Here is a 26,953-nt window from a genome sequence, read left to right as displayed (position 1 = left end):
GTCCCTGTTCTCTCTTGTTCTCTAAATTCTGAAGTCTTGGTTACGGGAAGAGGGAGTTGTTCCGACGGACAGTTGTGAGGCTGCCCGCCGGAACAGCTGCTAGACCTCTTCTACGGAACTGGGCTCTGCGCGAGACAGATCGATGCCCAGTTCTTCCGCAGCCGTGAAGACTGCGTCATCAGAGTCACGCATTTCGATCGTGGTTCCATCGGTGGAAAGAACTTCCACGTTCAGGCACAACGACTGCATTTCCTTGATCAAGACCTTGAAGGACTCGGGAACGCCAGGCTCAGGGATGTTCTCGCCCTTGACGATGGCTTCGTAGACCTTCACACGACCATGGATGTCATCCGACTTAATCGTGAGGAGTTCCTGAAGGGTGTAAGCGGCACCGTAAGCTTCGAGCGCCCACACTTCCATTTCACCGAAACGCTGGCCACCGAACTGAGCCTTACCACCCAGCGGCTGCTGCGTGATCATGGAGTACGGGCCGGTGGAACGCGCGTGGATCTTGTCGTCCACCAGGTGGTGGAGCTTCAGGATGTACATGTAACCGACGGAGATCGGATCCGGGAACGGCTCGCCGGAGCGGCCGTCGAACAGACGGGTCTTACCGGAAGAGTCGATCAGGCGGTCGCCATCGCGGGTCACGTTGGTGGAGTCAAGCAGGCCCGTGATTTCTTCTTCGCGGGCGCCATCGAATACCGGGGTGGCAACGGTGGTCTGGCCGGTTTCACGGGGCAGGTTCGGGAGGTTCTTGACCCACTCCGGCTCGCCTTCGATCTTCCAACCGGTCTTGGCAACCCAACCGAGGTGGGTTTCCAAAACCTGGCCAACGTTCATTCGACCCGGAACACCCAGCGGGTTCAGGACGATGTCCACCGGGGTACCGTCTGCAAGGAAGGGCATGTCCTCGATCGGAAGGATCTTGGAGATGACACCCTTGTTGCCGTGACGGCCGGCGAGCTTGTCGCCGTCGGTGATCTTGCGCTTGGCTGCAACGTAGACGCGGACCAGCTGGTTCACGCCCGGGGGCAGTTCGTCGTCGTTGTCGCGGTCGAAGACGCGCACGCCGATGACCGTACCGGACTCGCCGTGGGGCACCTTCAGGGAGGTGTCGCGGACTTCGCGGGACTTCTCACCGAAGATCGCGCGGAGAAGGCGCTCTTCCGGAGTCAGCTCGGTTTCACCCTTAGGGGTGACCTTTCCGACCAGGATGTCGCCGGCTTCAACCTCTGCACCGATGTGGATGATGCCACGCTCGTCCAGGCCTGCAAGGACTTCCTCGGACACGTTGGGGATATCACGAGTGATTTCCTCGGCACCAAGCTTGGTGTCGCGGGCGTCAATTTCGTGTTCCTCGATGTGGATGGAGGAAAGTACATCCTCAGCAACAATGCGCTGGGAGAGGATGATGGCGTCCTCGAAGTTATGGCCTTCCCATGACATGAATGCCACGAGCAGGTTCTTACCAAGGGCGAGCTCGCCCTGGTCCGTTGCGGGACCATCAGCGATGATGCCGCCAACTTCCAGGCGCTGGCCTTCGCTGACCAATACGCGGTGGTTGTAGCAGTTGCCCTGGTTGGAACGGGCGAACTTGTTGATGCGGTAGTTGGTCTCGGTACCGTCGTCGTTGATCATGACAACCAGCTCGGCGGAAACCTCGGTGACCACACCTGCCTTCTTCGCGATGACAACGTCACCGGCGTCGACGGCTGCTGCGCGCTCCATGCCGGTGCCCACGAAAGGAGCCTCGGAACGGACCAGCGGCACGGCCTGGCGCTGCATGTTGGCACCCATGAGTGCACGGTTGGCATCGTCATGCTCAAGGAACGGGATCAGGGCGGTTGCCACGGACACCATCTGGCGCGGGGAAACGTCCATGAACTGAACGTCGGCAGCGGGAACCAGAACAGGTTCGCCTCCACCACCACGGGCACGGACAAGAACGGTCTCTTCCGAGAACTTCTTGTCAGCATCCAGCGGAGCGTTGGCCTGTGCGATCAGGACCTCGGCTTCGTCGTCGGCCGTCAGGTACTGGACTTCGTCGGACACGACGCCATCGGAAACCAGGCGGTACGGCGTCTCGATGAAGCCGAACGGGTTGATGCGTCCGTAGGATGCCAACGAACCAATCAGACCAATGTTCGGGCCTTCAGGAGTTTCGATGGGGCACATACGTCCGTAGTGGGACGGGTGAACGTCTCGAACTTCCATGCCTGCACGGTCACGGGACAGACCACCCGGGCCAAGCGCGGACAAGCGGCGCTTGTGGGTCAGACCCGAGAGCGGGTTGTTCTGGTCCATGAACTGCGACAGCTGGGAAGTTCCGAAGAACTCCTTGATGGCTGCCACGACGGGACGGATGTTGATCAGTGTCTGCGGCGTGATGGCCTCGACGTCCTGCGTGGTCATGCGTTCGCGGACGACGCGTTCCATGCGGGAGAGGCCGGTGCGGACCTGGTTCTCGATCAGTTCTCCAACGGCGCGGATGCGACGGTTGCCGAAGTGGTCGATGTCATCGACGTCGACGCGAAGCTCGTGGTCTTCGCCGTCGCGCTTGCCCATGAGGGTCTTCTCGCCGGCGTGAAGCGCAACGAGGAACTTGATCATGGCAACGATGTCTTCAACGTGCAGGACCGATGCTTCCTTGTCGCCAAGGGAGCGGTCGATGCCGAGCTTGCGGTTGATCTTGTAACGGCCAACCTTGGCAAGATCGTAGCGCTTGGCGTTGAAGTACAGGTTGTCCAGCAGGGACTGGGCAGCCTCAACTGTGGGCGGCTCGCCTGGACGCAGCTTGCGGTAGATGTCCAGAAGCGCGTCTTCGCGGGTCTCGGTGGCGTCCTTCTCCAGCGTTGCACGCATGGAGTCGTACTGGCCGAACTCTTCCAGGATCTGGCCTTCGGTCCAGCCAAGGGCCTTCAGGAGAACCGTGACCGACTGCTTGCGCTTGCGGTCGAGGCGAACGCCGACCTGATCGCGCTTGTCGATTTCGAGTTCGAACCATGCGCCACGCGACGGGATGATCTTCGCAGTGAAGATGTCCTTGTCACTGGTCTTGTCAGCGGTGCGCTCAAAGTAGGCGCCCGGCGAACGGACCAGCTGGGAGACAACGACACGCTCGGTGCCGTTGACGACGAACGTTCCCTTTTCAGTCATGAGGGGGAAGTCGCCCATGAACACGGTCTGCTGCTTGATTTCGCCCGTGTTGTTGTTCATGAACTCGGCCTTGACGTACAGCGGGGCCGAGTAGGTGGCGTCACGGTCTTTACATTCGGCCATGGTGTACTTCGGGTCAGCGAACTCCGGCTCGGAGAAGCTCAGGGACATAGTGCCCTGGAAGTCCTCGATGGGGGAGATCTCTTCGAAGATGTCGGCAAGTCCGGAGGTGGTGGCGACGCTGAGGTCGCCCTCCTCGACAGCCTTCGCTACCCGCGCCTGCCAGCGTTCGTTTCCGACCAGCCAGTCAAAGCTGTCTGTCTGCAGGGCGAGAAGATTCGGAACATCAAGTGGTTCGTGAATCTTTGCGAATGAGAGGCGGCGGGTGGCACCATCGGTGCTTGCCGTGTTAGCGGTTTCGTTATTAGAGGTGCTCGAGGCGACCAAGAGGGATCCTTCCACAGACCTTCAGGCGTTTTCAGATCTCCCCCGTTTGCATCCTGCAGAGTGCTCCGCAGGATACTTGTTCCGGTTCCGCTATATGACCCGGACCCAGTCCGCTTATGACAGTGCACGTTTCGGAACGGCACGTCAATGACGCAGCTGAGAGGTAAAGCCCACCGCTATATGAAGGCTGAAGGTTAACAGGGAAGACGCAAATATCTACGATACGGCAAAGCAGCCTTTCTGTCTACCCCAGATCGGCCGTGATTGCAAGCACGGTTGCTGCAGGCACCAATGCCCGGGCACGTGCTTGGGGAAGCCGACAAGGAATGGGGGGAACGGCACAATTGTTGAAGAGATTGGCTGGCGCGCGCTCCGCGATAGCCTTGCTACACCACTCCCGGATCGGAAGAGAGACCATGACCAACTCCGCTGACGACAATGACGTTGTCATCCTTGCTGCTTCCCGCACACCACAGGGTCGGCTCAACGGGCAATTGGCGGGCTTCACCGCCGTCGACCTCGGCGCTCATGCCATAACCGCCGCGCTGGCGGCCAGCGGCGTCAAAGCCGAGCAGGTGGACGCTGTCATCATGGGCCAGGTTCTTCAGGCCGGTGCAGGCCAGAATCCGGCCCGGCAGAGCGCAATCGCCGCAGGTGTCGGCTGGAACATCCCAGCCGTCACCATCAACAAGGTGTGCCTATCGGGCCTCACAGCCGTCATTGATGCAGCACGCATGATCCGCAGCGGCGACGCCACAGTGGTAGTTGCCGGAGGCCAGGAATCCATGACCCGGGCGCCACACCTCCTCCCGGGATCCCGGCAAGGGTGGACGTACGGAGCCATCCAGGCGCTGGACGTCGCCGCCCATGACGGCCTCACCGATGCTTTCGACGGACAGTCCATGGGCTTGTCCACGGAAACGAAGAACGTCACGCTCGGCATCGATCGCAAGGCCCAGGATGAAGTTGCGGCAGCTTCGCACCAACGGGCTGCCGCCGCCATCGCGGCCGGAACCTTCGACGTCGAAATCGCTCCGGTAAGCGTCAAGCAGCGCAAGGGCGATCCCCTGGTGCTCACCACGGATGAAGGCATCCGCCCCAACACCACAGTGGAGACGCTGGCACCGCTCAAGGCTGCATTCGCCACCGACGGCACCATCACGGCCGGCAACTCCTCTCCCCTGTCCGACGGCGCCTCCGCACTGGTACTGACCAGTCGCCGCTTCGCCAAGGACAACGGGCTGGACTACCTGGCTGTGGTGGGCAAGCCCGGGCAGGTTGCAGGACCTGACAACTCGCTCCATTCACAGCCTTCGAACGCCATAGCCCAGGCATTGAAGCGCGCCGGTTGGACGGCAGAGGACCTGGACTTCATCGAAATCAATGAGGCTTTCGGTTCCGTGGCCGTCCAGTCCCTCAAGGACCTCCGCTATCCCTTGGAGAAGTGCAACATCCATGGCGGCGCCATTGCCTTGGGCCATCCCATCGGGGCATCCGGGGCACGGCTCGCGCTGCATGCCGCACACGAGCTCAAGCGCAGGGGGACCGGAAAAGCGGCTGTCTCCTTGTGCGGAGGCGGAGGCCAGGGTGAAGCCCTCCTCCTTTACCGCGACTGATGACTGACGCAGTGCCTGTGCCCGGGATGGAGGGTGCCGAACGATTCCTGTCAGACGCCGCCGCGCGCGGTCTGGACGTCGACGTCGTCGAGCGTCCAGCTGCCCGCAGTTTGGAAGAAGCTGCCGACATCCTGGGCATCAGGCCCGCGGACATTGTGAAGTCGTTGGTGGTCAAACACCGCGACGGCAGTTTCCTCTTCGCACTCATTCCCGGGGACCGCCAGATCTCCTGGCCCAAGCTGCGAGCCTTGGTAGGCGTCAATAAGCTCTCGCTCCCCCACGCCGACGTCGCCTTGGCCGCCACCGGCTACGAGCGTGGAACCATCACTCCGCTGGGCAGCACCACACCGTGGCCTGTGTATGCCGACGCCACCATAGCCGGGCGACGCATCTCGATGGGTGCCGGGGCGCATGGCCGGAGTGCTTTCGTGGACGCGGACGCACTCACCGCAGCACTGGGCGCGGTAGTAGCGGACATCAGCGAACCCAACTAAGTCGCAGCTGAGCGCGTTTTGAGAGCCCAAAACGCGCTTAACTGCTACCTACTTGGGTGCCCGAATCCTTGGTGCATTTAACGCAGGAAGCCCCGCCCGGCGAACCGGACGGGGCTTCCACAAGCAAGACGAGTTACTTGAGGGTAACCGTTGCGCCAGCTTCTTCGAGCTGAGCCTTTGCCTTCTCGGCAGCTTCCTTGGTGGCGCCTTCGAGAACAGCCTTCGGTGCGCTGTCAACCAGGTCCTTGGCTTCCTTGAGGCCGAGGGAGGTGATGGCGCGAACTTCCTTGATCACTGCGATCTTCTTGTCGCCAGCAGCTTCGAGAACGACGTCGAATTCGGTCTTCTCTTCAGCAGCTTCAGCAGCACCGCCGGCAGCGGGGCCAGCAACTGCAACAGCAGCAGCCGTAACTTCGAAGGTCTCTTCGAAGAGCTTGACGAACTCGGAGAGCTCGATGATGGTCAGTTCCTTGAAAGCTTCAATGAGCTCTTCGTTGCTGAGCTTCGCCATGGTGGCGTCCTTCCATTAGTTGGTGCAGATCCGGGCTAAGCCTGTCCATGCACCAGAGTTTGATTGAGGGGAGAACTTAGTTCTCTTCGGTTGCAGCTTCAGCGGCTTCGGCCGGAGCCGCAACCTCTTCAGCAGCAGCCTCTTCAGCGGCCGGGGCTTCTTCAGCGGCCGGTGCAGATGCGCCGCCCTCTTCTTCAAGCTTGAGGCGCAGGGCGTCGATGATGCGTGCAGCAGCGGATGCGGGAGCCTTGAGGACACCAGCAACACGTGCAAGCTGCAGCTCGCGGGACTCGAGGGCTGCCAGTGCGGCAACTCCTGCTGCGTCCAATGCCTTGCCTTCGAAGACGCCGGTCTTGATAACCAGCTGCTTGTTGGCCTTGGCAAAGTCCGTCAGGCTCTTGGCAGCAGCAACAGCGTCACCCTTGATGAAGGCGATTGCAGTAGGGCCGGCGAGCTGATCGTTGAATGCTTCAACTCCAGCTTCCTTGGCTGCAATGGCACTCAGGGTGTTCTTGACGACCGAGAACTTGGTGTCCTGGCCGAGCGCAACACGCAGTTCCTTGAGCTGTGCAACAGTGAGCCCGCGGTATTCGGTCAGGACAGCCGCGTTCGATTCCTTGAAATCGTTGGTGATCTCTGCAACTGCTGAGATCTTGCTAGGCGTTGTCATAACCCTCCTTCCGGGGAATAAAGCCGGTCTTCCGGGTCCCCGCTCACGAGAGCTAAAACTAAAAACGCCCCGCGCAGATGCACGGGGCTTGGCTCAACACAGTTTGATCCGTGGAGACTTGCTTCGTTCACCTGCGCCGGCCGCCCTATGTTCAGGGTCCTTCGTCAAGGAATTCACTTTTACCTCAAGGGCACAGCTACAGAATTGAGCTTTGCTCGAAAGAGTGGATTCCCATCAACCGACGGTCTTTGGTACTTCAAGGTTACGGGAGAGTGTTCGGCAAACCAAATCGGCCATGCCTAGTCTGACGATGTAGCCCCTGCGAGCCTGCCCGGAAGTTCCTTTTGCCACAGTCCGGTGACGCCCGCGGTGGTAAATCCCAACTGCTTGTTCACGGTCAGGAGGTACCTGTTCTCGGGCGCGTTCCAGGTATAGATGACCCGGGCGTCCGGAAACTGCTCACTCAGCCGTTCCATGTTGGCAATCTTGATCAGCAGACCGAGCTTGTTGCCCCGGTGCTCCTGCAGGACCAACGTGTCGTCCTGGAAAACCACGTCCTGGCGGTGCGCCAGGACGCTGATGGTGGTCAAACCCACCAGCCGCCCACTCTCCACATGCTCGACGGCAGTCACCACCGTGCGCCGGCCCTGCGCCAAGGCCGCATCCTCGGTTTCGCGAAGTACCGTTGCGTCGAAGACCATTCCGCTCGCTTCCACTTCAGGAGCGTCTTCGTCGCCAGCGTCACGGACCACCTCGCCAGCGGCGTTCTCCAGTGCGGCCACGGCTTCCAGCCAGGGCTCGGGGCAACGGTCAGTCCAGTGGTGCAGGGTGTACCGGCCGCCGTTGGCTTCTTCGGCTTCAAGCTGCAGATCCCCCACCAGCTTGGAATCCAGGGGGAGCACGCATGAACTGAACTGTTCGATGTGTTGAAGGGTGTACCCGGCACGCTTGGCGAAGTCCACCTCCCTGCTGCTCTCAGGAACAAACCCGGCCCCACTGCCCGGGATCAACTGATCCTCGGGTATCTCAGTGAGCGACGTTGCCGGATGGTTGGTATCCACCAACGCCATGGTGCGTCCCTCCGCCCGGGCGAGCTGCTCCGCTGCCTCCAGCAACTGACGGCCAACCCCTTGGCCCTGGAACTCAGGAAGGATGTCCAGGGTGAACTCGGCCAGGTCCAGGTTATCCGCCAAGGGCAAGGCAATATCTACCGTGCCCACAATGACGCCCTCTACTTTTGCCACCAAAATAATCTGGCGCTCATAGGGATCGGAAAACTCCAACAGCTTTTCCAAAGGCGTATAGGCGAGGTCGTCACTCCCCCATGTCTCCATACGTACCCGGCGCCCAACTTCAACGGCGTCCAGGAAATCAGCGGCGTCGGGGCTGTCCAGGGTGTCAGGCACCCACAGCTGCTCGACTTGAACGGTCTTCGCCTCGTCTACAGTCATTCCAGCCGTTTCTGCCATTCGCCGTCAAAGCCGGAGGGCTTGAATCCTAGTGCGATATTTATGGCCAGCATATGCCGGTTTTCATCGGCGTTCCATGTCATAACGGACGTGGCGCTGGGCCATAGCTCGTGAATACGGCGAAGATTGGCAATCTTGACCAGCATGCCAAGACGGTGTCCGCGGTGCCCTGGGGCAACCAACGTGTCCTCTTGGTAGACCATGCCCGGGGTAGCCTCGCGGTGGGTGAGTATGGTGTAGGCCGCCAACTCCCCCGTGGCGTCGTGCCGGGCAACAGCCGCCATGGAAGCAACGCCGCCTGCCAGCCACGTGGATTCCTCGAGACGGACGCGGTTGGCATCCCAGTCCTCGCCCTCCCAGCCCAGGCCTGCGATGGGCACCTCGGTGCTCATGAGGCTTTTGAGCTTCGCGAACACATCCACAAGCTCATCAGGGCAGCGGTCCTGCCACCCGATGAGGCTGTAGCCCGCTGCCCGGCTTGTTGCCTGCTCTTCAAGGTTCTGCAGCAGCGCTTCTTCGACCGGGAGGGGCAGCGTGCTGTTGGTTTCGACCTGCTCCAGGGAATATCCGTGATGGAGGGCAAAGCGGGTAGAGGCGGAATCCAGTGGGACGCCACCCGTTCCTGACTTTGCCTCCAGCAACTCAACGCCCGGGATAAGGAACCGGATTGGCTCGGCGCAAAACGCGTCAAAGGACGTGCGGTCCCGCTCACGCGCCACTTGCTCCAGCACCCCGAGGACCCTCGTCCCAATGCCGTGCCGACGAAAGGCAGCGTCCACCAGGACGTCCACGCCCGCCGTCGTCGTGTTTTCGCTAAGGGGCAGAGTCAGTGTGCCGCTGCCCACTACGGCTCCGTCGAGGCGTGCCAGGAAAACGTGCCGTTCTTCGTATTCATTGCCCTGCCAGAAGAGGACAGCTTCGGCCAGCGTGGAGCAACGGTCCAGGTTTCCCCAGAGATCCATGTGGTGGGCAACGTCCAGGTCATGGAAGGCGCGGAAATCGGGCTCCCCCTTCGCGTCGGGGCTTTTCGGGACCGGGATCCGCTGCACGGACAACCCGGCGATGGCGGAAGAGTTCGACGTCGGCACGCACCACAGCCTACGGCTCTCCCCCCGTGGTGAACAGGGAAAAGGGCAAGAAAAAGGACCGCCCGGCAAAGCCGGACGGTCCTTTTATCAGAGCAAGTGCCCGCGAAGCTTACGCGTCGACGAGGACCTTGGTGACGTTCGGGTCAACGGTGATGCCCGGACCGAACGTGGTGGCAACGGTAGCCTTCTGGATGTAGCGGCCCTTGGAAGCGGACGGCTTCAAGCGAAGCACCTCTTCCAGAGCAGCTGCGTAGTTCTCAGCCAGCTTGTTGATGTCGAAGGACACCTTGCCGATGATGAAGTGCAGGTTGGAGTGCTTGTCGACGCGGAAGTCGATCTTGCCACCCTTGATGTCGTTGACAGCCTTGGTGACGTCCGGGGTAACCGTACCGGTCTTCGGGTTCGGCATCAGGTTACGCGGGCCGAGGACCTTACCGAGGCGGCCAACCTTGCCCATGAGGTCAGGGGTTGCCACTGCGGCGTCGAAGTCGGTCCAGCCGGCTGCGATCTTTTCGATCAGGTCATCGGAACCAACGAAGTCGGCGCCGGCAGCGATAGCTGCTTCAGCCTTGTCGCCGGTTGCGAAAACGAGGACGCGGGCGGTCTTACCGGTGCCGTGGGGCAGGTTGACGGTGCCACGAACCATCTGGTCAGCCTTACGCGGGTCAACGCCCAAACGGAAAGCGACCTCAACGGTTGCGTCGAACTTGGAAGGATTGGTGTCCTTCGCGAGGGTGATGGCCTCGATCGGGGCGTAGACCTTGTCTGCCTCGATCTTGGCTACGGCTGCCTCATATGCTTTGCTGCGCTTTGCCATGCTGCTATTTCTCCTTGTGCAGTTGTGGTCTGCGGACCGCGCTGGGCCCTGCCACAAGTCGCGGATCCGGCAAGGATCCTGCGACATTTCAATGTTTCAGATGCCGGTTGCCCGGCGGGTGAAGGCCACAAGGGCCTTCGAAGGTTACTAGCCTTCTACGGTGATGCCCATGGAGCGGGCGGTGCCTGCGATGATCAGGGCAGCTGCCTTGATGTCGTTGGCGTTGAGGTCTTCCATCTTGGTGGAAGCAATTTCCTCAACCTGTGCCTGGGTCAGCTTTGCAACCTTGACGGTGTGCGGGGTAGCCGAACCCTTGGCGACGCCTGCAGCCTTCTTGATGAGCTCTGCAGCCGGCGGGGTCTTGGTGATGAAGGTGAAGGAACGGTCCTCGTAAACCGTGATTTCAACCGGGATAACGTTTCCGCGCTGGGATTCCGTTGCAGCGTTGTACGCCTTGCAGAATTCCATGATGTTGACACCGTGCTGGCCAAGCGCAGGACCGATCGGCGGAGCCGGGTTAGCGGCACCTGCCTGGATCTGCAGCTTGATGAGGCCGGTGACCTTCTTCTTGGGAGCCAATGTAGGGTCCTTCTCTCAATAGCTTCCTGGGACACAGGAGCGCGTCCCAGGTTGGTGGCCGCCATGGCGAGGCGGCCGGCCGCTCCCGAACTGCTAAGCAGGCAGGACTGGAGCGAAATTTTGGAATCAGCTAGATCTTGGTGACCTGGTTGAATGCGAGCGTCACCGGGGTTTCGCGCTCGAAGATCGAGACCAGGACCACCAGGGTCTGGGACTCGGGCTTGATCTCGGAGATCGTTGCCGGGAGGGTCTCGAACGGACCTTCCTTGACGATGACCGACTCGCCGACCTCGAAGTCGACGGCCACGGGAGCCTGGTTCTGCTTGTTGACGGGCTTGCCCTGCTCTGCCTGCTCTTCTTCGAAGACCGGGGCGAGCATGGAGAAGACCTCATCGAGCCGCAGCGGGACGGGGTTGTGGGCGTTGCCCACGAAGCCGGTGACACCCGGCGTGTGGCGAACGGCGCCCCAGGAAGCGTCGGTCAGGTCCATGCGGACAAGGACATAGCCGGGAATGCGCACGCGGTTGATGACCTTGCGCTGCGCGTTCTTGATCTCCACGACCTCTTCCATGGGCACCTGGATCTCGAAGATGTAATCTTCCATGTCCAGGGTCTGGATGCGGGTCTCAAGGTTGGCCTTCACGCGGTTTTCGTAACCGGCGTAGGAGTGGATGACGTACCAGTCACCTTCCTGGCGACGCAGCTTGCCCTTGAACTCTTCAGCCGGATCGGCCGGCGCTGCAGCAGCAGCGGCTGCCAGGTCGTCGCCGTCGGACTCTTCCTCGTCGCCTGCAGCGTCGTCCGACGCGTCATCAGACTCGGCGTCCACGTCAGCTTCGAAGTCCTCTTCGGAATCGTCGGCGTCGGCAGATTCGGGCGCAGCGGAATCAACCTCGGACTCTTCCACAGCCTCAGCTGCGGCGCCCTCAGTTTCTTCCAGCTCAGTCTCGTTTACCTCGAGCTCCTGCTCAGACACTTGGTCTCCTGCTTCCTCATTGCCTAACATGCCTATTTAAATGGCTCAATTCCGCAAACCCCGCAAAATCCCTGAGCTAACAAGGAATTTCACACAGTTTGCGGACAGATCCGCTTAGCGGTCCGTGACGCCTGTCCCACCGAAGACCCAGCTGGCTCCCGTCCCGAAGGCGATGTCCAGCAGGCTGACGATGAGCATCATGATGGCCACGAACACCAGCACCACGAGCGTGTAATTGATCAGTTCCTTGCGGGTGGGCGCAACGACCTTCTTCAGTTCACCAATTACCTGGCGGACGAAGAGTGCAATACGGGCGAAGAAGCCGCGATCGGCTTTCTTGGCGGGACGGCCCTTCGAGCTGCTGGCAGCTGTTTCGGTCACCTGGTCCTCACTCACCTTGCAAAGTCGTTGACCCGACTCTGATCAGAGCCATGGTTGCTGCGCGTGCCCCGGCGTTTCCGCCGGAACAGCTTGCGCAGGGCAGACAGGACTCGAACCTGCAACCTGCGGTTTTGGAGACCGCTGCGCTACCAATTGCGCCACTACCCTATGGATCGAATCCATGTTTCAGGCCGCACTTCAGCCTGTGGTGCTTTTCAACACCGGTGAACCAGTCTACGCAAGAATTTCGCGTTAGTCGAACCGGCCCGATTCCGGACCTCCCAGCCGTAAAAGCCTGTGACCAGCATTATCAGTCACAAAGTTCTGTAGGCACCCGGGAGCTCCGCAGAACAGCATAAGGTAGTTTACGTCGAATCCCATCATCCAGCCCTCGAGCTGCCTGCGTAGAACGGTACATAGATGTCTGCCGGAACAACTACCGCCCGCATTTCACAGCGAATCTCCGCCATTGCAGAATCCGCCACCCTTGCCGTTGACGCCAAGGCCAAGGCACTGAAGGCCGCGGGACGTCCCGTGATCGGTTTCGGTGCCGGCGAACCTGATTTTCCAACCCCGGACTACATCGTCCAGGCCGCCATTGAGGCGGCAGGCCAGCCGAAGTACCACCGCTACTCCCCCGCCGGTGGCCTCCCCGAACTGAAGAAGGCTATCGCCGAGAAGACCCTGCGGGACTCCGGTTACCAGGTTGATCCTTCCCAGGTCCTGGTGACCAACGGGGGTAAGCAGGCCGTCTACAACACGTTCGCGACCCTCGTGGACCCGGGCGACGAAGTCATCATCCCCACTCCCTTCTGGACCACGTACCCGGAAGCCATCCGGCTCGCCGGCGGCGTGCCCGTTGAGGTCTTCGCCGGCCCGGAACAGGGCTACCTGGTAACTGTCGAGCAGCTCGAAGCCGCTGTCACGGACAGGACCAAGATCCTGTTGTTCGTTTCCCCGTCCAACCCCACCGGCGCTGTTTACAGCCCGGAGCAGGTTGCGGAGATCGGCAAGTGGGCCGCGTCCAAGGGCCTCTGGGTTGTCACTGACGAGATCTACGAGCACCTGACCTACGACGACGTCGAGTTCACGTCCATCGCCACTGCTGCGCCGGAACTGGGCGACAAGGTTGTCATCCTCAACGGTGTTGCCAAGACCTACGCGATGACCGGTTGGCGCGTGGGATGGATGATCGGCCCTGCCGACGTCATCAAGGCCGCCACCAACCTGCAGTCCCATGCGACGTCCAACGTCTCCAACATCATGCAGATCGCAGCCGCAGCAGCCCTCACGGGTCCCCTGACCGCCGTCGACGAAATGAAAGTTGCGTTCGACCGACGCCGCAAGGCGATTGTCGCCGGCCTGAACGCGATCGAAGGTGTTGAATGCCCGACGCCGACCGGCGCCTTCTACGTCTACGCGGACGTGCGCGGCCTGTTGGGTAAGGAATTTGAGACCTCCAATGGTCCCGTCCGCCCGGCCACCTCTGCGGAACTCGCCACCCTCATCCTCGACGAAGTTGAAGTTGCCGTCGTTCCGGGCGAAGCCTTCGGTCCTTCCGGCTACGTGCGGTTGTCCTACGCACTCGGCGATGACGACCTCGCAGAGGGTGTCCGCCGCATCCAGGAGTTCCTGGGCAAGGCAAAGTAGCAACCAGCCAACGCAAACGCTCTTCCACCTGTGACAGGTGGAAGAGCGTTTCCGTTTAAGGCGCGGGAAGTGAGAGAGCGATCGGGAAAACCCGACGGGACGTGAGAGAGCGTTAGAGGAGTCGACGCTCGGCCGCCCACTTGGTAAGTTCGTGGCGGCTGGATAGCTGTAGCTTCCTCAGTACTGCCGACACATGTGTTTCCACCGTCTTGATGGAGATGAACAGCTCCTTGGCCACCTCCTTGTAGCTGTAACCCCGGGCAATGAGCCGCATGACTTCGAGTTCGCGGGCAGAAAGCTTGTCCAATTCGTCGTCTGCGATGTCAGCGGGAGCGGTCCCGAAAGCGTCCAGCACAAAGCCTGCCAAACGGGGAGAGAAGACGGCATCGCCATCGGCCACGCGGATGACGGCGTCGGAAATCTCCTTGCCCGAGATGGTTTTGGTGACGTAACCACGTGCTCCGGCCCGGATCACCGACACCACGTCCTCGGCGGCGTCGGACACGCTCAAGGCCAGGAAGCTGGTGGTACCGAGCAAAGCGCCGGAGCCGGCAATGACTTCACGTCCGCCACCGCCCAATCCGCCCGGGAGGTGCACGTCCAGGAGCACGACTTCAGGGCGGGTCCCGGCTATGACGGCAATGGCCTGTTCCACGGTGCCGGCCTCGCCCACCACATCCATGCGTTCGTCGAGGTCCGCTTTCAAACCGGAACGGAAGATGGTGTGGTCGTCCACGATGACCACGCGCACCCTGCGTCCGACACCACTTTCAGGGCTGTTGTTCATTGCTTTGTTTCTCCATTCCGATGTTCGGCATTCCGGAGGTCGCCATTCCGCTGCTCACCATTCCGCTGCTCGCTGGCGTCCGGACTTATTGATGGAAGGGCCAATCGGACTTCCGTTCCATCGCTGCTGCTGTTGATGACCGCCGTGCCGCCGTGCCGCTTCATCCGGCCGATGATCGACTCCTTAACGCCCAGCCTGTCATCCGGGACAGCATCAGGGTCGAAGCCCGGGCCGCGGTCCTTGATGAAGATTTCCGTACTACCGGCAGTGCTCTCCAAGTAAACGGACACTGTCCCGCCACCATGGCGGGCGGCATTGAGCATGGCTTCCCTGGCCGCCTGGACCAAGGCCTCGTGCCGGTCCGTCATGTCGGTGTCCCCTACAGTGACTACCTCCACGGCATGTCCATGAGAGTCCTCCACTTCTGCCGCCACGGCCTTGATCCTGTCAGCCAGGAGGCCCGATTCCTTGGCGGGATCACTGAACAGCCAGGAGCGGAGTTCGCGTTCCTGGGCCCTTGCGAGCCGGATGACGTCCTGCTCGGATCCCGCCCGGCGCTGGATGAGTGCCAGGGTCTGAAGGACGGAGTCGTGCAAGTGGGCAGCGATCTCTGCGCGTTCAGTTTCGCGGACCCTGCCGGCCCGTTCCGTTTCAAGGTCCTTCCAGAACTTCAGCCCCCACGGCAGCAATACCAAGGCAACACCGCCCAGGACAGCGACAGAGGCAAGGAGCGCCAGCCACGTCTGCTCCCACGACCCCGAACCGGACACCATCACCAGGACGCCGGCCACCACTAGCGCCAAACCCGCTGCCAGGCGCGTCCATCCACCTGCCTGGTCGGCCTTCGTCTTGTCCACCAGGCCGGCCCTGCGGGTCTCATCGAGCTGCATCCAGGCAATAGCTGCGCCACCGAGGATGGCGGCCGCCGGAATGAGTGTGCCCAAAGGGACGTCGACGCCGAACTGGCGGGCGATCAGGATCGCAGCAACCAAGAGCAAAGCTGCGCCGAGCAGGATTTCCTTGCCGTACTGGATCTTGCGGAACGTGAACCAGGACGACAAAGTACTTCCACTGCCGTTGCCTGCTTCGCCCCTGGATCCCGCCCAATCCCACGATGACGCGGCACTGCCAAAGGCCGCAGGTTCGGCGACAGGCCCGGCGCCTGCATGCCCGAGGACAGAACCGTTGCCTGAAACACGGCTGCTCCCTGTGACTGAACCGGATACCGGAGGCGCGCCGGCCACGGTCGGCGAGGGGCCTGCGTCGTACGTTGGCGCCGCGGAAGGGCCGGGGGCCACAGAGGTGGGCGGGAGGCTCACCGCAGGAGCAATGGGCGACGCCGGGCGGCGGGCGTTGCGCTTGGCGTTCTCGTCCGCGGTGGGAACCATGGTCCACAGCCACGCGTAGAAGGCCACGCCTGCTCCACCGGCGAAGCAGGCCAGAATCATCCCCAGCCGGACGAACTTGACCGGCCAGCCCAAATGATCGGCCAAACCGCTGCAAACGCCCGCGATCATGCGGTCGCTGCTGCGGACCAGCGTGGGGCGTTGCACAACGGTTGTCATGTACCAATCCAAACACGGATCAGGGTGCCCCGGACCGGAAACCGGCGTTGTTCGGGGGTCCCTCAGGGATCAATCAGGGTATCCCCCAGTAGAGGGAAGGATGGCCCGGGCGGCAGGATCGAAGTATGAACGCGAACAGCATGAACCCAGAGGAACCCGGAACGCCAGGCACCGCCGGCGAATCCGGCTCCAGCGCCAACACCGGCGCTTCCACCGGCGCCCCTGGCGCTACGTCCGGGGCACCTTCGGGGGCACCTTCCGCGGCACCCGATGAAGCCGGCGTGCCCTCGGGAACCGGTGCCGCCAGCGGCGGTTATCCGCAAGCCGGCAGCGCTCCTGCAACCTCCCAGCAGAACTTCTTCGACTGGATCCGTGACCAAGGCATCCGCCGGGGACCGGACCGTTGGATCGGCGGCGTCTCCAGCGGAGTGGCCCACCGGTTCGGCATCGACCCCCTGATTGTGAGGGGCATCTTCATTGTCCTGGCACTGTTCGCGGGCGTCGGCGTGCTGCTGTACGGCGTAGCCTGGGCGCTCCTCCCGGAGCCTGACGGCCGCATCCACGTGCAGGAAGCAGCCGCGGGCCGATGGTCAGGGGGCATGACCGGTGCGTTGATCACCACCATTATCGGCCTGCCCAGCCTGGGCCGCGGTTTCTGGGGCTGGGGTTGGGATGGACTGCCCGGACTGTTCTGGACGCTCTTCTGGATGGGCGGCGTCTTCTACCTCATCTACTTCCTGGTTCAACGCAACAAAGCTTCGAAGGGAACTCCACCCGTGGGCCATCAGAATTATTCCGCGACGCCGTACTCTTCCGGCAGCACAGCTGCCTACGGTACGCCCACGTCCTTCGCGTCCACCACGACCACCGGCACTAACACCGGTGTGCCTGTCTACGGCAGTGGCCAACCCGGCAGCAAAACCTACGGAGCTCCTTCCGCAGGCGGTGCCTACGGCCCGGCAGGCGGCTACGGTTCCGGGCCGGTTCCCCCGTCAGGGCCGTTCGGCCCCTCAGGACCGTCCACGCCTTCGGGCCCGCGTCCTCCTTACGGTTCCACTCCCCCGCAAGGTTGGCAGCCCAAGCCCGCCGTTCCCAAGCGCAGGGGTCCCGGGGCTGCGATCGTTTCGGTCTCAGCCGGTGCGGCACTTCTTGCCGGCGGCACGTTGAAAGCGCTCGACGCCGGAAACGTCATCGATTTGGGCAACTCGGGCAACGCCGTGGTGTGGGCTGCCGGTGCCGCCGTACTCGGGTTGGGCATCCTCATCGCGGGACTTCGTGGGCGGACGTCAGGCTTCCTTGGCTTCCTCGCCGTGGCCGCCCTGATCATCGGCGGAATCTTCAATGTGGTCCCCAGGGACGGTGACCGCTTCACCTTCCATGACGTGAACTGGGCTCCCACCAGTCTGGAGCAGGCACGGCAAGGCATCGATGTAACCGGGGCACAAGGTGTGGTGGACCTGAGCGAAATCACCATGACGCCCCCGCTGGTTTCCGAGGTCCTGATTCCGGTTGATGCCACAGCCAGCAACGTCACCGTGGTCATTCCCGATGACGTCCCCGTTGAGGTCCGGGCAGACATGACATTCGGCAACCTCAACGAACGCGGCACGGACCGGGGCGGCCGGCTGCAGGACGAGAGGACCCTCTACAACACAGAAAAGCCCGGAGCCAACCTCGTGGTGGAAATTGACGGCACGTTCAGCAACGTGACCATCCAGGAAGGAAACTGATATGAGCACCAACGAGCCAGGCAAGGCACGCGAAGCCCAAGCAACCGAGCCACTGCCCAAGGAAACCCGCCCCACGGAGGCCCTTCCAAAGCCGAGCCTTCAGCAGATCCCGCTCACGCCACCGTTGGAGCCCAGCTTCAAGGTGGAGCACGCGGACGACGACGAACCCCGCCAGGCACGGATCGGCACAGTGGTGTGGGGATTGATTGTGATCGCCCTGGCGGCCTTAATCGTCATCTCGACACTCGGTTGGGTCACGCTGAACGGTACGTATGTCCTGATCGGCCTGATGATTGGCGCCGGTGCCGCCTTGGTCGTGGGTGGTCTCCTCTCGGCCCGTAAGGGTTCCGGCACCACGAAGAGCCCGGCGAAGTGACTCGAAGCAGCAACGTGACAAAGCAACCGCAACAGGGAAGGGTGTAGCCATGGACAAGTTCTTCAGCATCGTCAGGGGCTTCGGCCTGAAGCGTGGTCCGCAACGCTGGATCGGCGGAGTCTGCGGCGGAATCGCAGCAAAGCTCAGGGTCGACGTAGCGTACGTCCGGGTCGCATTCCTGCTCTTCTGCCTGCTGCCCGGCCCCGCATTCGTGGCCTACATCCTGGGCTGGCTCATCTTGCCGGACCAGAACAACAAGATCGCGCTCGAATCCTTCATCAGCCAGCGTTCCCGGTAGTTGCCGGTTACGGCCAGCCGAAACAATGAAACGCCCCGCCAATTGGCGGGGCGTTTCGTTGTTTTCAGCCAGGTTTCCAATACCGCACGGCCAGGGTCAAAAGTAACCGTTTGTGTCCCACCCCACATGCGCGTCTACAATCATTGGGAGCTCAGCGTGGCGCTCTGCACGTATTCCTCCAAGCCATGAGTGAGCAAACATGAAAATTGGCATTCTTACCAGCGGTGGCGACTGCCCCGGCCTCAACGCAGTGATCCGGGGATCAGTCCTTAAGGGCATTGCCATCCACGGCCAGGAGTTTGTGGGCTTCCGCGACGGCTGGCGCGGTGTAGTTGAAGGTGATGTCATCGACATCCCCCGCACCATGGTCCGCGGTATCGCCAAGCAGGGTGGCACCATTCTGGGCACCTCCCGCACCAACCCGTTTGAAAACGGCGGTGGCCCGGACGTCATCAAGGCACACATGGAACGCCTTGGCATCGACGCCATCATCGCTATCGGGGGCGAGGGAACACTGGCAGCTGCCAAGCGCCTCACCGACGCGGGCCTGAAGATTGTTGGCGTCCCCAAGACCGTGGACAATGACCTTGACGCCACTGATTACACCTTCGGTTTCGATACCGCTGTCCAGATCGCCACTGAGGCCATCGACCGGCTGCGTACCACCGGCGAATCCCATCACCGCTGCATGATTGCCGAAGTCATGGGCCGCCACGTCGGTTGGATCGCCTTGCACGCCGGCATGGCAGCCGGGGCCCACGCCATCCTGATTCCGGAGCAGAAGGCAAGCATCGAACAGATCACCGAATGGGTCCAGGAAGCCCACGACCGTGGCCGTGCGCCGCTGGTAGTGGTTGCCGAAGGCTTCGTTCCGGACCACATGGAGTCCCCGCACTCCGAGCGTGGCCTGGATACGTTCGGCCGTCCCCGCCTTGGCGGCATCGCTGATCAGCTCGCCCCCGAAATCGAAGCGCGCACGGGCATCGAAACCCGGGCCACCATCCTCGGCCACATCCAACGTGGTGGCGTCCCCACGGCCTACGACCGCGTCCTGGCCACGCGCCTGGGCATGGCAGCCATCGACTCCGTGGTGGAAGGTCGCTGGGGCACCATGGTGGCCCTGAAGGGGACGGACATCTCCCACGTGGGCTTCGAGGAAGCTCTGGGCAAGCTCAAGACCGTGCCGCAACACCGCTACGACGAAGCGTCTGTGCTGTTCGGCTAGTCGGCTAGGCTGAATCCATGACTCTAGAGCCCACGTCTGCTGCCATTATCCAGCTGGCGTGGGCTCGCCGTTTGGGGCTCGACGACGACGCTTTCGCCAGCGCGGCTGCCCGGCTCACCGCTTCTGCGGTAGACCCAGGGGAACCCGGCAACCGCATTACCCGTGTGGATGATTCCGCGCGGGCCTTGGTTTTCCTGCGCCTCTTTGGCGTCTCGGCGCTCGTGGGGCCGCAGTGGGCGCTGGATGCGGCGGCGCCAATTCCGGACACCGAGCTCGCTCAGCACGTGACGCTGCTGACCATCACCCGGTCACACGGCGGACACGGCCTCGGGTCATCCGCCTTGTTCTTTGCGGACGATCTACCGCTCAAGCAGCCGTCCGACGAACTCACGGTTTCGCAGGGCAACCCCGAAGCAATCAGCCTGGAGGGATTATGCCCGCCGGATGACGTCAATGAAGTCGGGTTGCAAGGGCTCGAGCATCGCTTCACTATCATGCACCCCGAAGAGGACCAGCCTACGCCCGTGGCCTGCGGAGCCTATGCCGAGTGGGAAGGCATCCTGGCCAACATGGGCGTCCTGGTTGCGCCTCCCTGGCGACGACGCGGCGTGGGCACCCTGGCCGCGTCCATCGCTGCGCACGAGGCCCTGGCATCCGGGCTGACCCTCCAATGGAAGGCCGATGTCAGCAACACCGGAGCGCTCGCGATGGCCCGCAGCCTTGGCTTTGCCACCGGCGGGCTCCACGCGAGCGTGCTCCTCGGCTGACAAAGCGCCGAATCGGCTCTGCTTTGGGCAAATAAAGGGCTGGAACAGCGCTTAAAAAGGGCAGGACCAGCCCAAAAGCGGGCTGGTCCCGACATCGAACAAATGCTACTTCCGGACAGTTTCCTGTACGGCCGGCTCTCCAGCCGCTTCCCCGCCCCAACCGCTGACCGCCTTTGGCTTGCCAAAGAACAACGCCACCACGGCACCCAGCAGAATCGCGCAGGCGGGCAAGAAGATGGACTGGCTCATCGCCGTCGAGAATCCCGCGTGGAGCGCTTCCGGCAACACTCCGCCCAGGGAGGCTTCGCCAACAGGAGCCCCGGCGGGAGCTGCGGGCAACTCCGCTGCGAGCCGCGACTGGATAAGGGCGGCGATGGCAGCCGAACCGAGGACAGCACCGATTTGGCGGGTGGTGTTGAAGACGCCGGAACCGGCCCCTGCCTGGCGTGGTTCCAGGTTGCGGGTGGTCGCGTTGGACACCGGCCCCCAGATGAAGGCATTGGCAACACCTTGCAGTGCGCTGGGCAGCAGGAACATCCAGATGGGAGTATCCGGCCCCAGCAGGGACGCCGTCCAGAACAGAGCCCCGGCCAGGCAGACGAGGCCGAAGGATGCGAACCAGCGCGGGTTGGCACGGTCTATGAGCTTGCCCACGAACGGGGCCAGCGCACCTGAAATAACGGCCATGGGAATCATCAGCAACGCAGACTGCGTCGGCGTCAGGCCCCGGACGGTTTGGTAGTAGAAGATGGTGGGCAGCGGGAAGGCGGTCACCGTGAAGCCAACCGCCATAATGGCGGTGTTGCCCAGGGAGAAGTTGCGGTCCTTGAACAGGCCAAGCGGCAGCAGGGGTTCCCCGCCGCGGCGTTCAAGGAGCCATTGCCAGGCGACAAACAGCACCAGGACCACAAGTCCTGTAATGATCAGTCCCCACACGGAAACGAAGCCTGTGACTGTTCCCCACTTGTACGTTTGACCCTCCTGGATGCCGAAGACCAGCAGGAACATGGCGACGGCGGAAAGCACCACGCCCACGACGTCGAACGTATGGCTGTGCGTGGTCAGTTTCGGCACGAAACGCATTACCAGGATGAAGGCCACGATCCCGATGGGGACATTGACGAAGAAGATCCACTCCCAGCCGAGGCTGTCCACGAGCAAGCCACCGAGGATCGGTCCGATCAGCACAGCCATGCCGGCTGTTGCTCCCCACAACCCCATGGCTGCACCACGGCGGTCCGGAGGGAAAATGCGCGTAATTACGGCCATGGTTTGGGGAGTCATCATGGCCGCACCCAAGCCTTGGACTGCCCGGGCCGCGATCAACATGGTGACGTCGCCGGAGAGTCCGCACCACAGCGAAGCGAGCGTAAAGACAACCAAGCCGATCAGGTACAGGTTCTTGGGCCCGAAGCGGTCACCCAGCCTGCCAGTGATCAGCAACGGCACGGCATAGGCCAGCAAGTAGGCGCTGGTAACCCAAATGACGGCATTGATGTCCGTGTTGAGGCCCTCCATGATCCGAGGGTTGGCCACCGACACGATAGTGGTGTCGATGAGGATCATGAAGAAGCCCACCACCAGTGACCACAGGGCGGGCCACGGCTTAGCTACGTTTTCCAAGGGATTCCTTTGGCTTGTATGAAAGTTCGGTTGGAGTTGGCCGGGGTTCATCCCAGGGCAGGCGCCCATTGCGCAACTCCTCGAGGAGTTCGCGGATCCACGCGATCTCCGTTCGGCGCATTGCTTGTTGATACGTGATGTCGATCCAGTACTTGCGATCCAGCCCCTTGGCCGTCACGGTTGCCTCGGCATGAACGAGGAAGTCGAGATCGGTTCCGAGTGCTACCAGCCGTTCCGCCAGCAGTTCCATCACCACAGCCGCGGGAAGGTTGTGGGCTTCGGCGATTGCGTGGGGAAACACGGGGTATTCGTTGACGGGCGTGGAGAGCATGTCTTGGATCCGCGCATCGAGGGCCTCATGTCCGGCGGCGGTAATCCTGTAGGTGGTCCGTTCGGGACGGTTGCCTTCGCGTTCCGTTCCTGCGGCCTCCACAAGCCCGCTTTCCGCCAGCCGACCCACTGCGTGATAAAGCGTGCCGGGGCGGACTTTGACGAGGCGGTCCTCATGGCGTGCCATCAACAATTGGTACATCTCGTAGGGATGCATGGGTTGCTCTGCCAGGAGCGCCAATGAAGCGACACCGAGCGGCGTCAGTTCCGCGATTTTCGGCACGATGACCTTCTTCCCATCAAATATTCCACAACAACTATTCCACGTGGAGTATCCGGCACGCAAGAAAGCCCGGACGCAGGAAAGCCCGGCCGCACAGCGACCGGGCTCCCCTGGTGATACCTGCTTTAGCCCAGGAGGGCTTGAATCTCCGATCGGGCGAACATCGAGGCGGCCTCGCGTGCGGTGGGAGTTCCGGCGTCGGGATCTGCTCCCGCGTCCAGCAGGACCCGCGCCACATCCGTGTATCCCTTGAAGACAGCTCCGGCGAGTGGGGTCTGTCCTCGATCATTCGCGGCGTTTACGTCAGCACCGTGATGGAGGATCAGCTGCACGGCTTCCGCATGCCCGTGGTAGGCCGCCAGCATCAGCAGGGAGTCACCAGCGGCATTCGTCAACGTGGCAGGAGCGCCGGCGTTCAAGTAGCCGCGCAGCAGTTCTGTGTCACCTTCGCGGGCAGCATCGAACAAGGCATGGGCCAAGGCCAGCGTTTCGTCGTCGGGGCCTGTAGCTTGGGTCATCGGTGGGGTCCCTTCAGGAATCCGGTCTGGCGCCCGACAACCTGGCCGGCGTCGGGGGCGACGATCACTTCCTGGGCTGCAATGTAAGGCTCCTCGCCGTCCATCACCGTCAGGGTTTCTTCCGCCGAAACGGACCGTTTGATCACGGCCAGAGCAACGGGTCCCATTTCAAAGTGCTGCGCCACCGATGTCAGAGTACCTACCTTGCGCTCCCCGACAAATACGACGCTGCCAACGGCCGGCAACGTGTGCTGTGACCCATCAAGCTGGAGGAACACGAGGCGCCGGGGCGGGTGGCCAAGGTTGTGGACACGCGCTATGGTCTCCTGGCCCTTGTAGCAGCCCTTGTTCAGGTGCACCGAGGTCCTCAAGAGATCCAGCTCGTGGGGAATTGTCTTTTCATCAGTCTCAGCGCCAAGGCGGGGCCGCCACGCTGCAATCCTCAAGGCATCTGCCGCCATGGCACCTGCCAAGGGGAGGCCTTCCACGACTTCATCCAACTCGCTGGCCGGTACAAGGTACTCGAACCAAGGGCGTTCAAGTCCGGGATGCGATTCTTCCGGGACGATGCTGTACGCGTAACCCCCAGGGCTCACGTGCGGCCACGGATCCTCCCACACGAGGCGGCCGGACAGCTGCTCCACCGGCTTGGTGGCGCCCAGCACGGCCCACTGCTCCGAGACGTCGTCGATCTCGACGCGGAGCATGAACTTCATCCTGTTCAACCACTCAGCAAGCGGCGCGGCCTCGGCGGTCTCTACGATCAGCCACGTGGCGCTGCCGTCGTCAATAACGCGGGCATCGAACTCGATGCGGCCTTGGACGCTGAGCAGCAGCAGTTCGCTGGCGACGCCCGGCTGGAGATTCGTGAGCTGCTGGGAGGAGAGGGTGTTCAGCCAGCTGAGCCGGTCCGGGCCGCTCACGGTCACCACGCCACGGTGCGAAAGATCGACGACGGCGGTACCGGTTGCCAGGGCGCGCTGCTCACGCAGTGGTTCACCGTAGTGGGCCGCGACGCCGGCATCGAGGCCGGTATCTTCAACGGCGCCAGGGCGCGACAACAGGGGGCTCTTGTAAGTCATATGTAGTAGAAGTCCTTGCGGGTCAGCGGTATTCCGGGTTTTCGAAATCGAATCGGGTGCCCGCTTTCCATTCCTCCGGCAAGTTGCCGTAGGCGGGAATTCCCCCGGCATCCCGCAGGAGCTTGGCCATGTGGAGCAGGTTCCACGTCATGAAGGTGGCGTTCCTGTTAGTAAAATCACTCTCCGGCCCGCCCGATCCTTCATCAAGATAGCTGGGTCCGGGTCCCACCGGGCCGATCCATCCGGCGTCGGCCTGGGGCGGAATGGTGAAGCCGATGTGCTGAAGGCTGTACAGCACGTTCATGGAACAGTGTTTGATGCCGTCTTCATTGCCGGTGATGAGGCAGCCACCCACCTTGGGGTAGAAAGCCCATTGGCCCTTGCTGTTCAGTTCGCCGGAGTGGGCATACAAGCGCTCGATGAGTTTCTTGGTCATGGATGAGTTGTCGCCCAACCAGATGGGCCCTGCAACCACAACGATGTCGGCGTCGCGGACATGCGGGTAGATCTCAGGCCACTCGTCGGTCTTCCAGCCGTGCTCGCGCATGTCCGGGTAGACACCACTGGCGATGTCGTGGTCCACGGTCCGGATGAGACGGGTACTGACGCCCTGCTTCTCCATGATGTCCCGGCTGATTTTGATCAGGCCGTCGGTGTTGCTGAGCTGCGGCGAGGGCTTCAGCGTGCCATTGAAAAAGACAGCCTTAAGCCCGCTGTAGCCCTCCGGTTTGAGGTTGTTCACTATCTGCTCCTTCTGCTGGTTGCCGTGGAACGTACAGTGAGGCCTCGGGTCAGGACACCTTGTGGAGGAATGCCGAGGCGTGCGCTTCGAGAGCCTTGCCGCTTGCAGCGACATCCCAGCGCCAAAGGAGGTTGCCATCAACCAAACCGAAGATGCGGGTGGCCGCCGTGTACTCCTTGGAGTGGCTTCCACGCATCACCATGTCGGTGCTCAGCTGGATCTGGGGTCCCTTGATCTGGCCGTAGTAAAGCTCGGTGATTCCGCCGGGGTGGGCGATCGACACTGAGATGTCGAAGCCGCCCTCCTTGTTTCGACGCTCCTCGACTTCGTCAGCTGTCTTGAGGACGGGGACGATGTCGGCCGGGATCAGGCCGGGGCCGCCGTCGCCCTCTTCAAGCTTCCGCTCCAACGCCCAGAACCCTGTCTCAACGGTCAACGGGCGCAACTTCTCGCCGGCGTCGTCACTGAGCCAGGTCTCGGCCCGGTACTGCAAGTACGGAAGCCCGTTGTGGGTGAAGGACACGTGCTGGACGAAATGCTCGGAATCCTCGTCTCCGCTGCCGAGCCGGCCGCGGCCTTCCCACTCACCAATGAGCCAGGAAAGAGGGACGAGTTCGGGCGTCAGATCTGTTGGGATCTCAATAGGCACAACGATTACCTCTGTCGAGCTGCAGGATCAGAAGGTTACTTCTGGCCCTTGAAAAGGCGGTAAACGACAAATCCTGCAAACCATGCCATGGCGACGCTGGCCAGACCAAGGAGAACGAGGAAGAAGATTTCAAATGCGAGTACAGACATGATGCAATCCTAACCGTTAGTAGATGAGTAGTTTGTCTATGAAGTAAGCCAAGGCCCCCACAGCCCAAACGGGTGCTACGCCCATTCCTATTGCTGCCGGGATGTTGAGGCGCCCCCGGCGGAGGGTGGTCATCCGCCGGAAGCAAACGAGGACGGAACCCACCACCACGCCAACCAAAGCGGCCGGGAGCACGGCGATATCGGAGAAAACAAGGCCCGCCAGCGGTCCCATCAGGCCAGCCATCACAACGCCGAGCGGAGCCACGATCCGGTCCGGCCAACGGATGATTCCCACCAGCAGGGCCACCGCGGCACTGAGTCCGGCCACAAGGACCATCTCCTTGACGCCGTTGAACCGTGCACTGGCGATCCATCCCGCGCCAAGGCAGTTCAGCAGCACACCGGCAGAGCAGCCGAGGGTGGATTCCAAGCGTTGGGCCTGCCCGGTGCCCCTGACCAGTTGGACGACGAACACTGCCATCACGCCCAGAGCCACGAACGCGGGTGTACCGTCCAGGAATCCGGGCGCCGGCATATAGGCAGCGGTGACAGCAGATCCCGCGCCGGCGAGACCAATGACGGCGGCCAGCGTTTTCTTGGCCGGGACAGCCAGAAAGTGCGGCCACCCGATCCCGACAGCCGCTGACGCCGCAATGCCTGCGCCCACCATGGCTTCCCGGGAAACGAAGGTGCTGGCCACGATGGCTGCGAGCGCCACGAGTCCGAATACCCCGATGCTCCAAGACTTCACTGTGTGCCGACCTCAATCCGATGCGCCTTACGACCTCTCGACAATCCTGCCTTAAGCTGACCCAATATGTCGTAATTCCAGCGCTTGCCCGTCACGAATCCATGTGTCGCAAGGCACTGATGGGTATACTCAGACTTCAACAGCGCACTGTGTTGGCCGCGATCCCGTTACAACGGGAGAGGCTGCCAATGCGTTGTGACCGACCGGTGAGACTCCGGTTT

The 26,953-nt window shown here is 62.0% G+C and carries 26 protein-coding genes and 1 tRNA gene; 8 read left to right on the top strand and 19 right to left on the bottom strand.

Annotated features, from left to right (window positions below):
* Window positions 1-99: 99 nt before the first annotated feature.
* Window positions 100-3,606: a DNA-directed RNA polymerase subunit beta gene (gene rpoB, locus ACZ881_RS09870; protein WP_476114727.1), complete on the bottom strand. Its 3,507-nt coding sequence runs from the start codon at window positions 3,604-3,606 to the stop codon at window positions 100-102.
* Window positions 3,607-4,022: 416 nt separating this feature from the next.
* On the opposite strand from rpoB, the gene ACZ881_RS09865 reads away from it, so the two are divergent.
* Both ACZ881_RS09865 and ACZ881_RS09860 read left to right on the top strand, forming a co-directional pair.
* On the top strand, window positions 4,023-5,222 hold the full coding sequence (locus tag ACZ881_RS09865; RefSeq protein ID WP_091469003.1) for an acetyl-CoA C-acetyltransferase: 1,200 nt from the start codon (window positions 4,023-4,025) through the stop codon (window positions 5,220-5,222).
* Entirely contained in the window at window positions 5,222-5,716 is a 495-nt protein-coding gene (locus ACZ881_RS09860) for an aminoacyl-tRNA deacylase (protein ID WP_476114723.1), read from the top strand. Before ACZ881_RS09865 ends, ACZ881_RS09860 begins: the two co-directional genes overlap by 1 nt.
* Window positions 5,717-5,849: 133 nt before the next feature.
* Here ACZ881_RS09860 and rplL read toward each other — a convergent pair whose 3' ends face one another.
* The 9 genes from rplL to ACZ881_RS09815 form a co-directional block, all read right to left on the bottom strand.
* Window positions 5,850-6,227: a 50S ribosomal protein L7/L12 gene (gene rplL / locus ACZ881_RS09855; protein ID WP_011775604.1), complete on the bottom strand. Its 378-nt coding sequence runs from the start codon at window positions 6,225-6,227 to the stop codon at window positions 5,850-5,852.
* Window positions 6,228-6,303: 76 nt separating this feature from the next.
* Entirely contained in the window at window positions 6,304-6,897 is a 594-nt protein-coding gene (rplJ, locus tag ACZ881_RS09850; RefSeq protein WP_011775605.1) for a 50S ribosomal protein L10, read from the bottom strand.
* A 299-nt stretch (window positions 6,898-7,196) separates the two neighbouring features.
* Window positions 7,197-8,366: a GNAT family N-acetyltransferase gene (locus ACZ881_RS09845; protein WP_414698773.1), complete on the bottom strand. Its 1,170-nt coding sequence runs from the start codon at window positions 8,364-8,366 to the stop codon at window positions 7,197-7,199.
* Window positions 8,345-9,454, bottom strand: a complete 1,110-nt coding sequence (locus tag ACZ881_RS09840) for a GNAT family N-acetyltransferase (protein WP_476114716.1) — start codon at window positions 9,452-9,454, stop codon at window positions 8,345-8,347. Before ACZ881_RS09840 ends, ACZ881_RS09845 begins: the two co-directional genes overlap by 22 nt.
* A 109-nt stretch (window positions 9,455-9,563) precedes the next feature.
* Window positions 9,564-10,271 (bottom strand): 50S ribosomal protein L1, encoded by a 708-nt coding sequence (gene rplA, locus ACZ881_RS09835; protein ID WP_024817602.1) that lies wholly within the window; start codon window positions 10,269-10,271, stop codon window positions 9,564-9,566.
* 147 nt (window positions 10,272-10,418) lie between these two features.
* A complete protein-coding gene (gene rplK / locus ACZ881_RS09830; protein WP_011775609.1) occupies window positions 10,419-10,850 on the bottom strand; it encodes a 50S ribosomal protein L11 in 432 nt (143 codons plus the stop codon).
* A 130-nt stretch (window positions 10,851-10,980) separates the two neighbouring features.
* Window positions 10,981-11,826, bottom strand: coding sequence for a transcription termination/antitermination protein NusG (gene nusG, locus ACZ881_RS09825; protein WP_091469014.1), 846 nt, complete (start codon window positions 11,824-11,826; stop codon window positions 10,981-10,983).
* Window positions 11,827-11,940: 114 nt separating this feature from the next.
* A complete protein-coding gene (gene secE, locus ACZ881_RS09820; protein WP_091469017.1) occupies window positions 11,941-12,222 on the bottom strand; it encodes a preprotein translocase subunit SecE in 282 nt (93 codons plus the stop codon).
* Between the two features lie 80 nt (window positions 12,223-12,302).
* A tRNA-Trp gene (locus tag ACZ881_RS09815) sits at window positions 12,303-12,375 on the bottom strand.
* Window positions 12,376-12,627: 252 nt separating this feature from the next.
* Between ACZ881_RS09815 and ACZ881_RS09810 the strand changes: the two genes are divergently transcribed.
* The gene (locus tag ACZ881_RS09810) at window positions 12,628-13,857 is read left to right on the top strand and encodes a pyridoxal phosphate-dependent aminotransferase (RefSeq protein WP_476114705.1); all 1,230 of its coding nucleotides are present in this window, start codon (window positions 12,628-12,630) and stop codon (window positions 13,855-13,857) included.
* A gap of 112 nt (window positions 13,858-13,969) precedes the next feature.
* On the opposite strand, the gene ACZ881_RS09805 is transcribed toward ACZ881_RS09810, so the two are convergent.
* Window positions 13,970-14,644 (bottom strand): LuxR C-terminal-related transcriptional regulator, encoded by a 675-nt coding sequence (locus ACZ881_RS09805; RefSeq protein WP_178997214.1) that lies wholly within the window; start codon window positions 14,642-14,644, stop codon window positions 13,970-13,972.
* Window positions 14,641-16,209, bottom strand: a complete 1,569-nt coding sequence (locus tag ACZ881_RS09800) for an ATP-binding protein (RefSeq protein WP_476114700.1) — start codon at window positions 16,207-16,209, stop codon at window positions 14,641-14,643. Before ACZ881_RS09800 ends, ACZ881_RS09805 begins: the two co-directional genes overlap by 4 nt.
* 125 nt (window positions 16,210-16,334) lie before the next feature.
* On the opposite strand from ACZ881_RS09800, the gene ACZ881_RS09795 reads away from it, so the two are divergent.
* From ACZ881_RS09795 to ACZ881_RS09775, 5 genes are all read left to right on the top strand, one after another.
* Window positions 16,335-17,939 (top strand): PspC domain-containing protein, encoded by a 1,605-nt coding sequence (locus tag ACZ881_RS09795; protein WP_476114698.1) that lies wholly within the window; start codon window positions 16,335-16,337, stop codon window positions 17,937-17,939.
* A gap of 1 nt (window position 17,940) precedes the next feature.
* Entirely contained in the window at window positions 17,941-18,315 is a 375-nt protein-coding gene (locus ACZ881_RS09790) for a hypothetical protein (RefSeq protein WP_474659050.1), read from the top strand.
* Between the two features lie 49 nt (window positions 18,316-18,364).
* The gene (locus ACZ881_RS09785; RefSeq protein WP_476114696.1) at window positions 18,365-18,613 is read left to right on the top strand and encodes a PspC domain-containing protein; all 249 of its coding nucleotides are present in this window, start codon (window positions 18,365-18,367) and stop codon (window positions 18,611-18,613) included.
* Window positions 18,614-18,812: 199 nt separating this feature from the next.
* Complete coding sequence (locus tag ACZ881_RS09780; protein ID WP_014922397.1) at window positions 18,813-19,838, top strand: ATP-dependent 6-phosphofructokinase; 1,026 nt, start codon at window positions 18,813-18,815, stop codon at window positions 19,836-19,838.
* 17 nt (window positions 19,839-19,855) lie between these two features.
* Window positions 19,856-20,605 carry a GNAT family N-acetyltransferase gene (locus ACZ881_RS09775; protein ID WP_364306914.1) on the top strand — a complete coding sequence of 250 codons (750 nt, stop codon included), beginning with the start codon at window positions 19,856-19,858 and terminating at the stop codon, window positions 20,603-20,605.
* A gap of 105 nt (window positions 20,606-20,710) precedes the next feature.
* Here the strand turns inward: ACZ881_RS09775 and ACZ881_RS09770 are convergent, their stop codons facing one another.
* From ACZ881_RS09770 to ACZ881_RS09740, 7 genes are all read right to left on the bottom strand, one after another.
* On the bottom strand, window positions 20,711-22,228 hold the full coding sequence (locus tag ACZ881_RS09770; protein WP_476114693.1) for a DHA2 family efflux MFS transporter permease subunit: 1,518 nt from the start codon (window positions 22,226-22,228) through the stop codon (window positions 20,711-20,713).
* Window positions 22,212-22,841 carry a PadR family transcriptional regulator gene (locus ACZ881_RS09765; protein ID WP_476114691.1) on the bottom strand — a complete coding sequence of 210 codons (630 nt, stop codon included), beginning with the start codon at window positions 22,839-22,841 and terminating at the stop codon, window positions 22,212-22,214. Before ACZ881_RS09765 ends, ACZ881_RS09770 begins: the two co-directional genes overlap by 17 nt.
* Before the next feature lie 125 nt (window positions 22,842-22,966).
* A complete protein-coding gene (locus tag ACZ881_RS09760; protein WP_091469036.1) occupies window positions 22,967-23,359 on the bottom strand; it encodes an ankyrin repeat domain-containing protein in 393 nt (130 codons plus the stop codon).
* Entirely contained in the window at window positions 23,356-24,441 is a 1,086-nt protein-coding gene (gene ygfZ / locus ACZ881_RS09755; RefSeq protein ID WP_476114687.1) for a CAF17-like 4Fe-4S cluster assembly/insertion protein YgfZ, read from the bottom strand. Before ygfZ ends, ACZ881_RS09760 begins: the two co-directional genes overlap by 4 nt.
* A 22-nt stretch (window positions 24,442-24,463) precedes the next feature.
* The gene (locus ACZ881_RS09750) at window positions 24,464-25,183 is read right to left on the bottom strand and encodes a flavodoxin family protein (protein WP_178997229.1); all 720 of its coding nucleotides are present in this window, start codon (window positions 25,181-25,183) and stop codon (window positions 24,464-24,466) included.
* Between the two features lie 49 nt (window positions 25,184-25,232).
* Window positions 25,233-25,832 (bottom strand): nitrobindin family protein, encoded by a 600-nt coding sequence (locus ACZ881_RS09745; RefSeq protein WP_017200247.1) that lies wholly within the window; start codon window positions 25,830-25,832, stop codon window positions 25,233-25,235.
* 165 nt (window positions 25,833-25,997) lie between these two features.
* Window positions 25,998-26,732 (bottom strand): permease, encoded by a 735-nt coding sequence (locus ACZ881_RS09740; RefSeq protein WP_091469045.1) that lies wholly within the window; start codon window positions 26,730-26,732, stop codon window positions 25,998-26,000.
* Window positions 26,733-26,953: the final 221 nt, after the last annotated feature.

This window comes from Paenarthrobacter sp. TE3676 (assembly GCF_056279165.1).
Note: the sequence above shows the minus strand (reverse complement) of the source record. Positions and strands in the feature narration are given on the sequence as shown.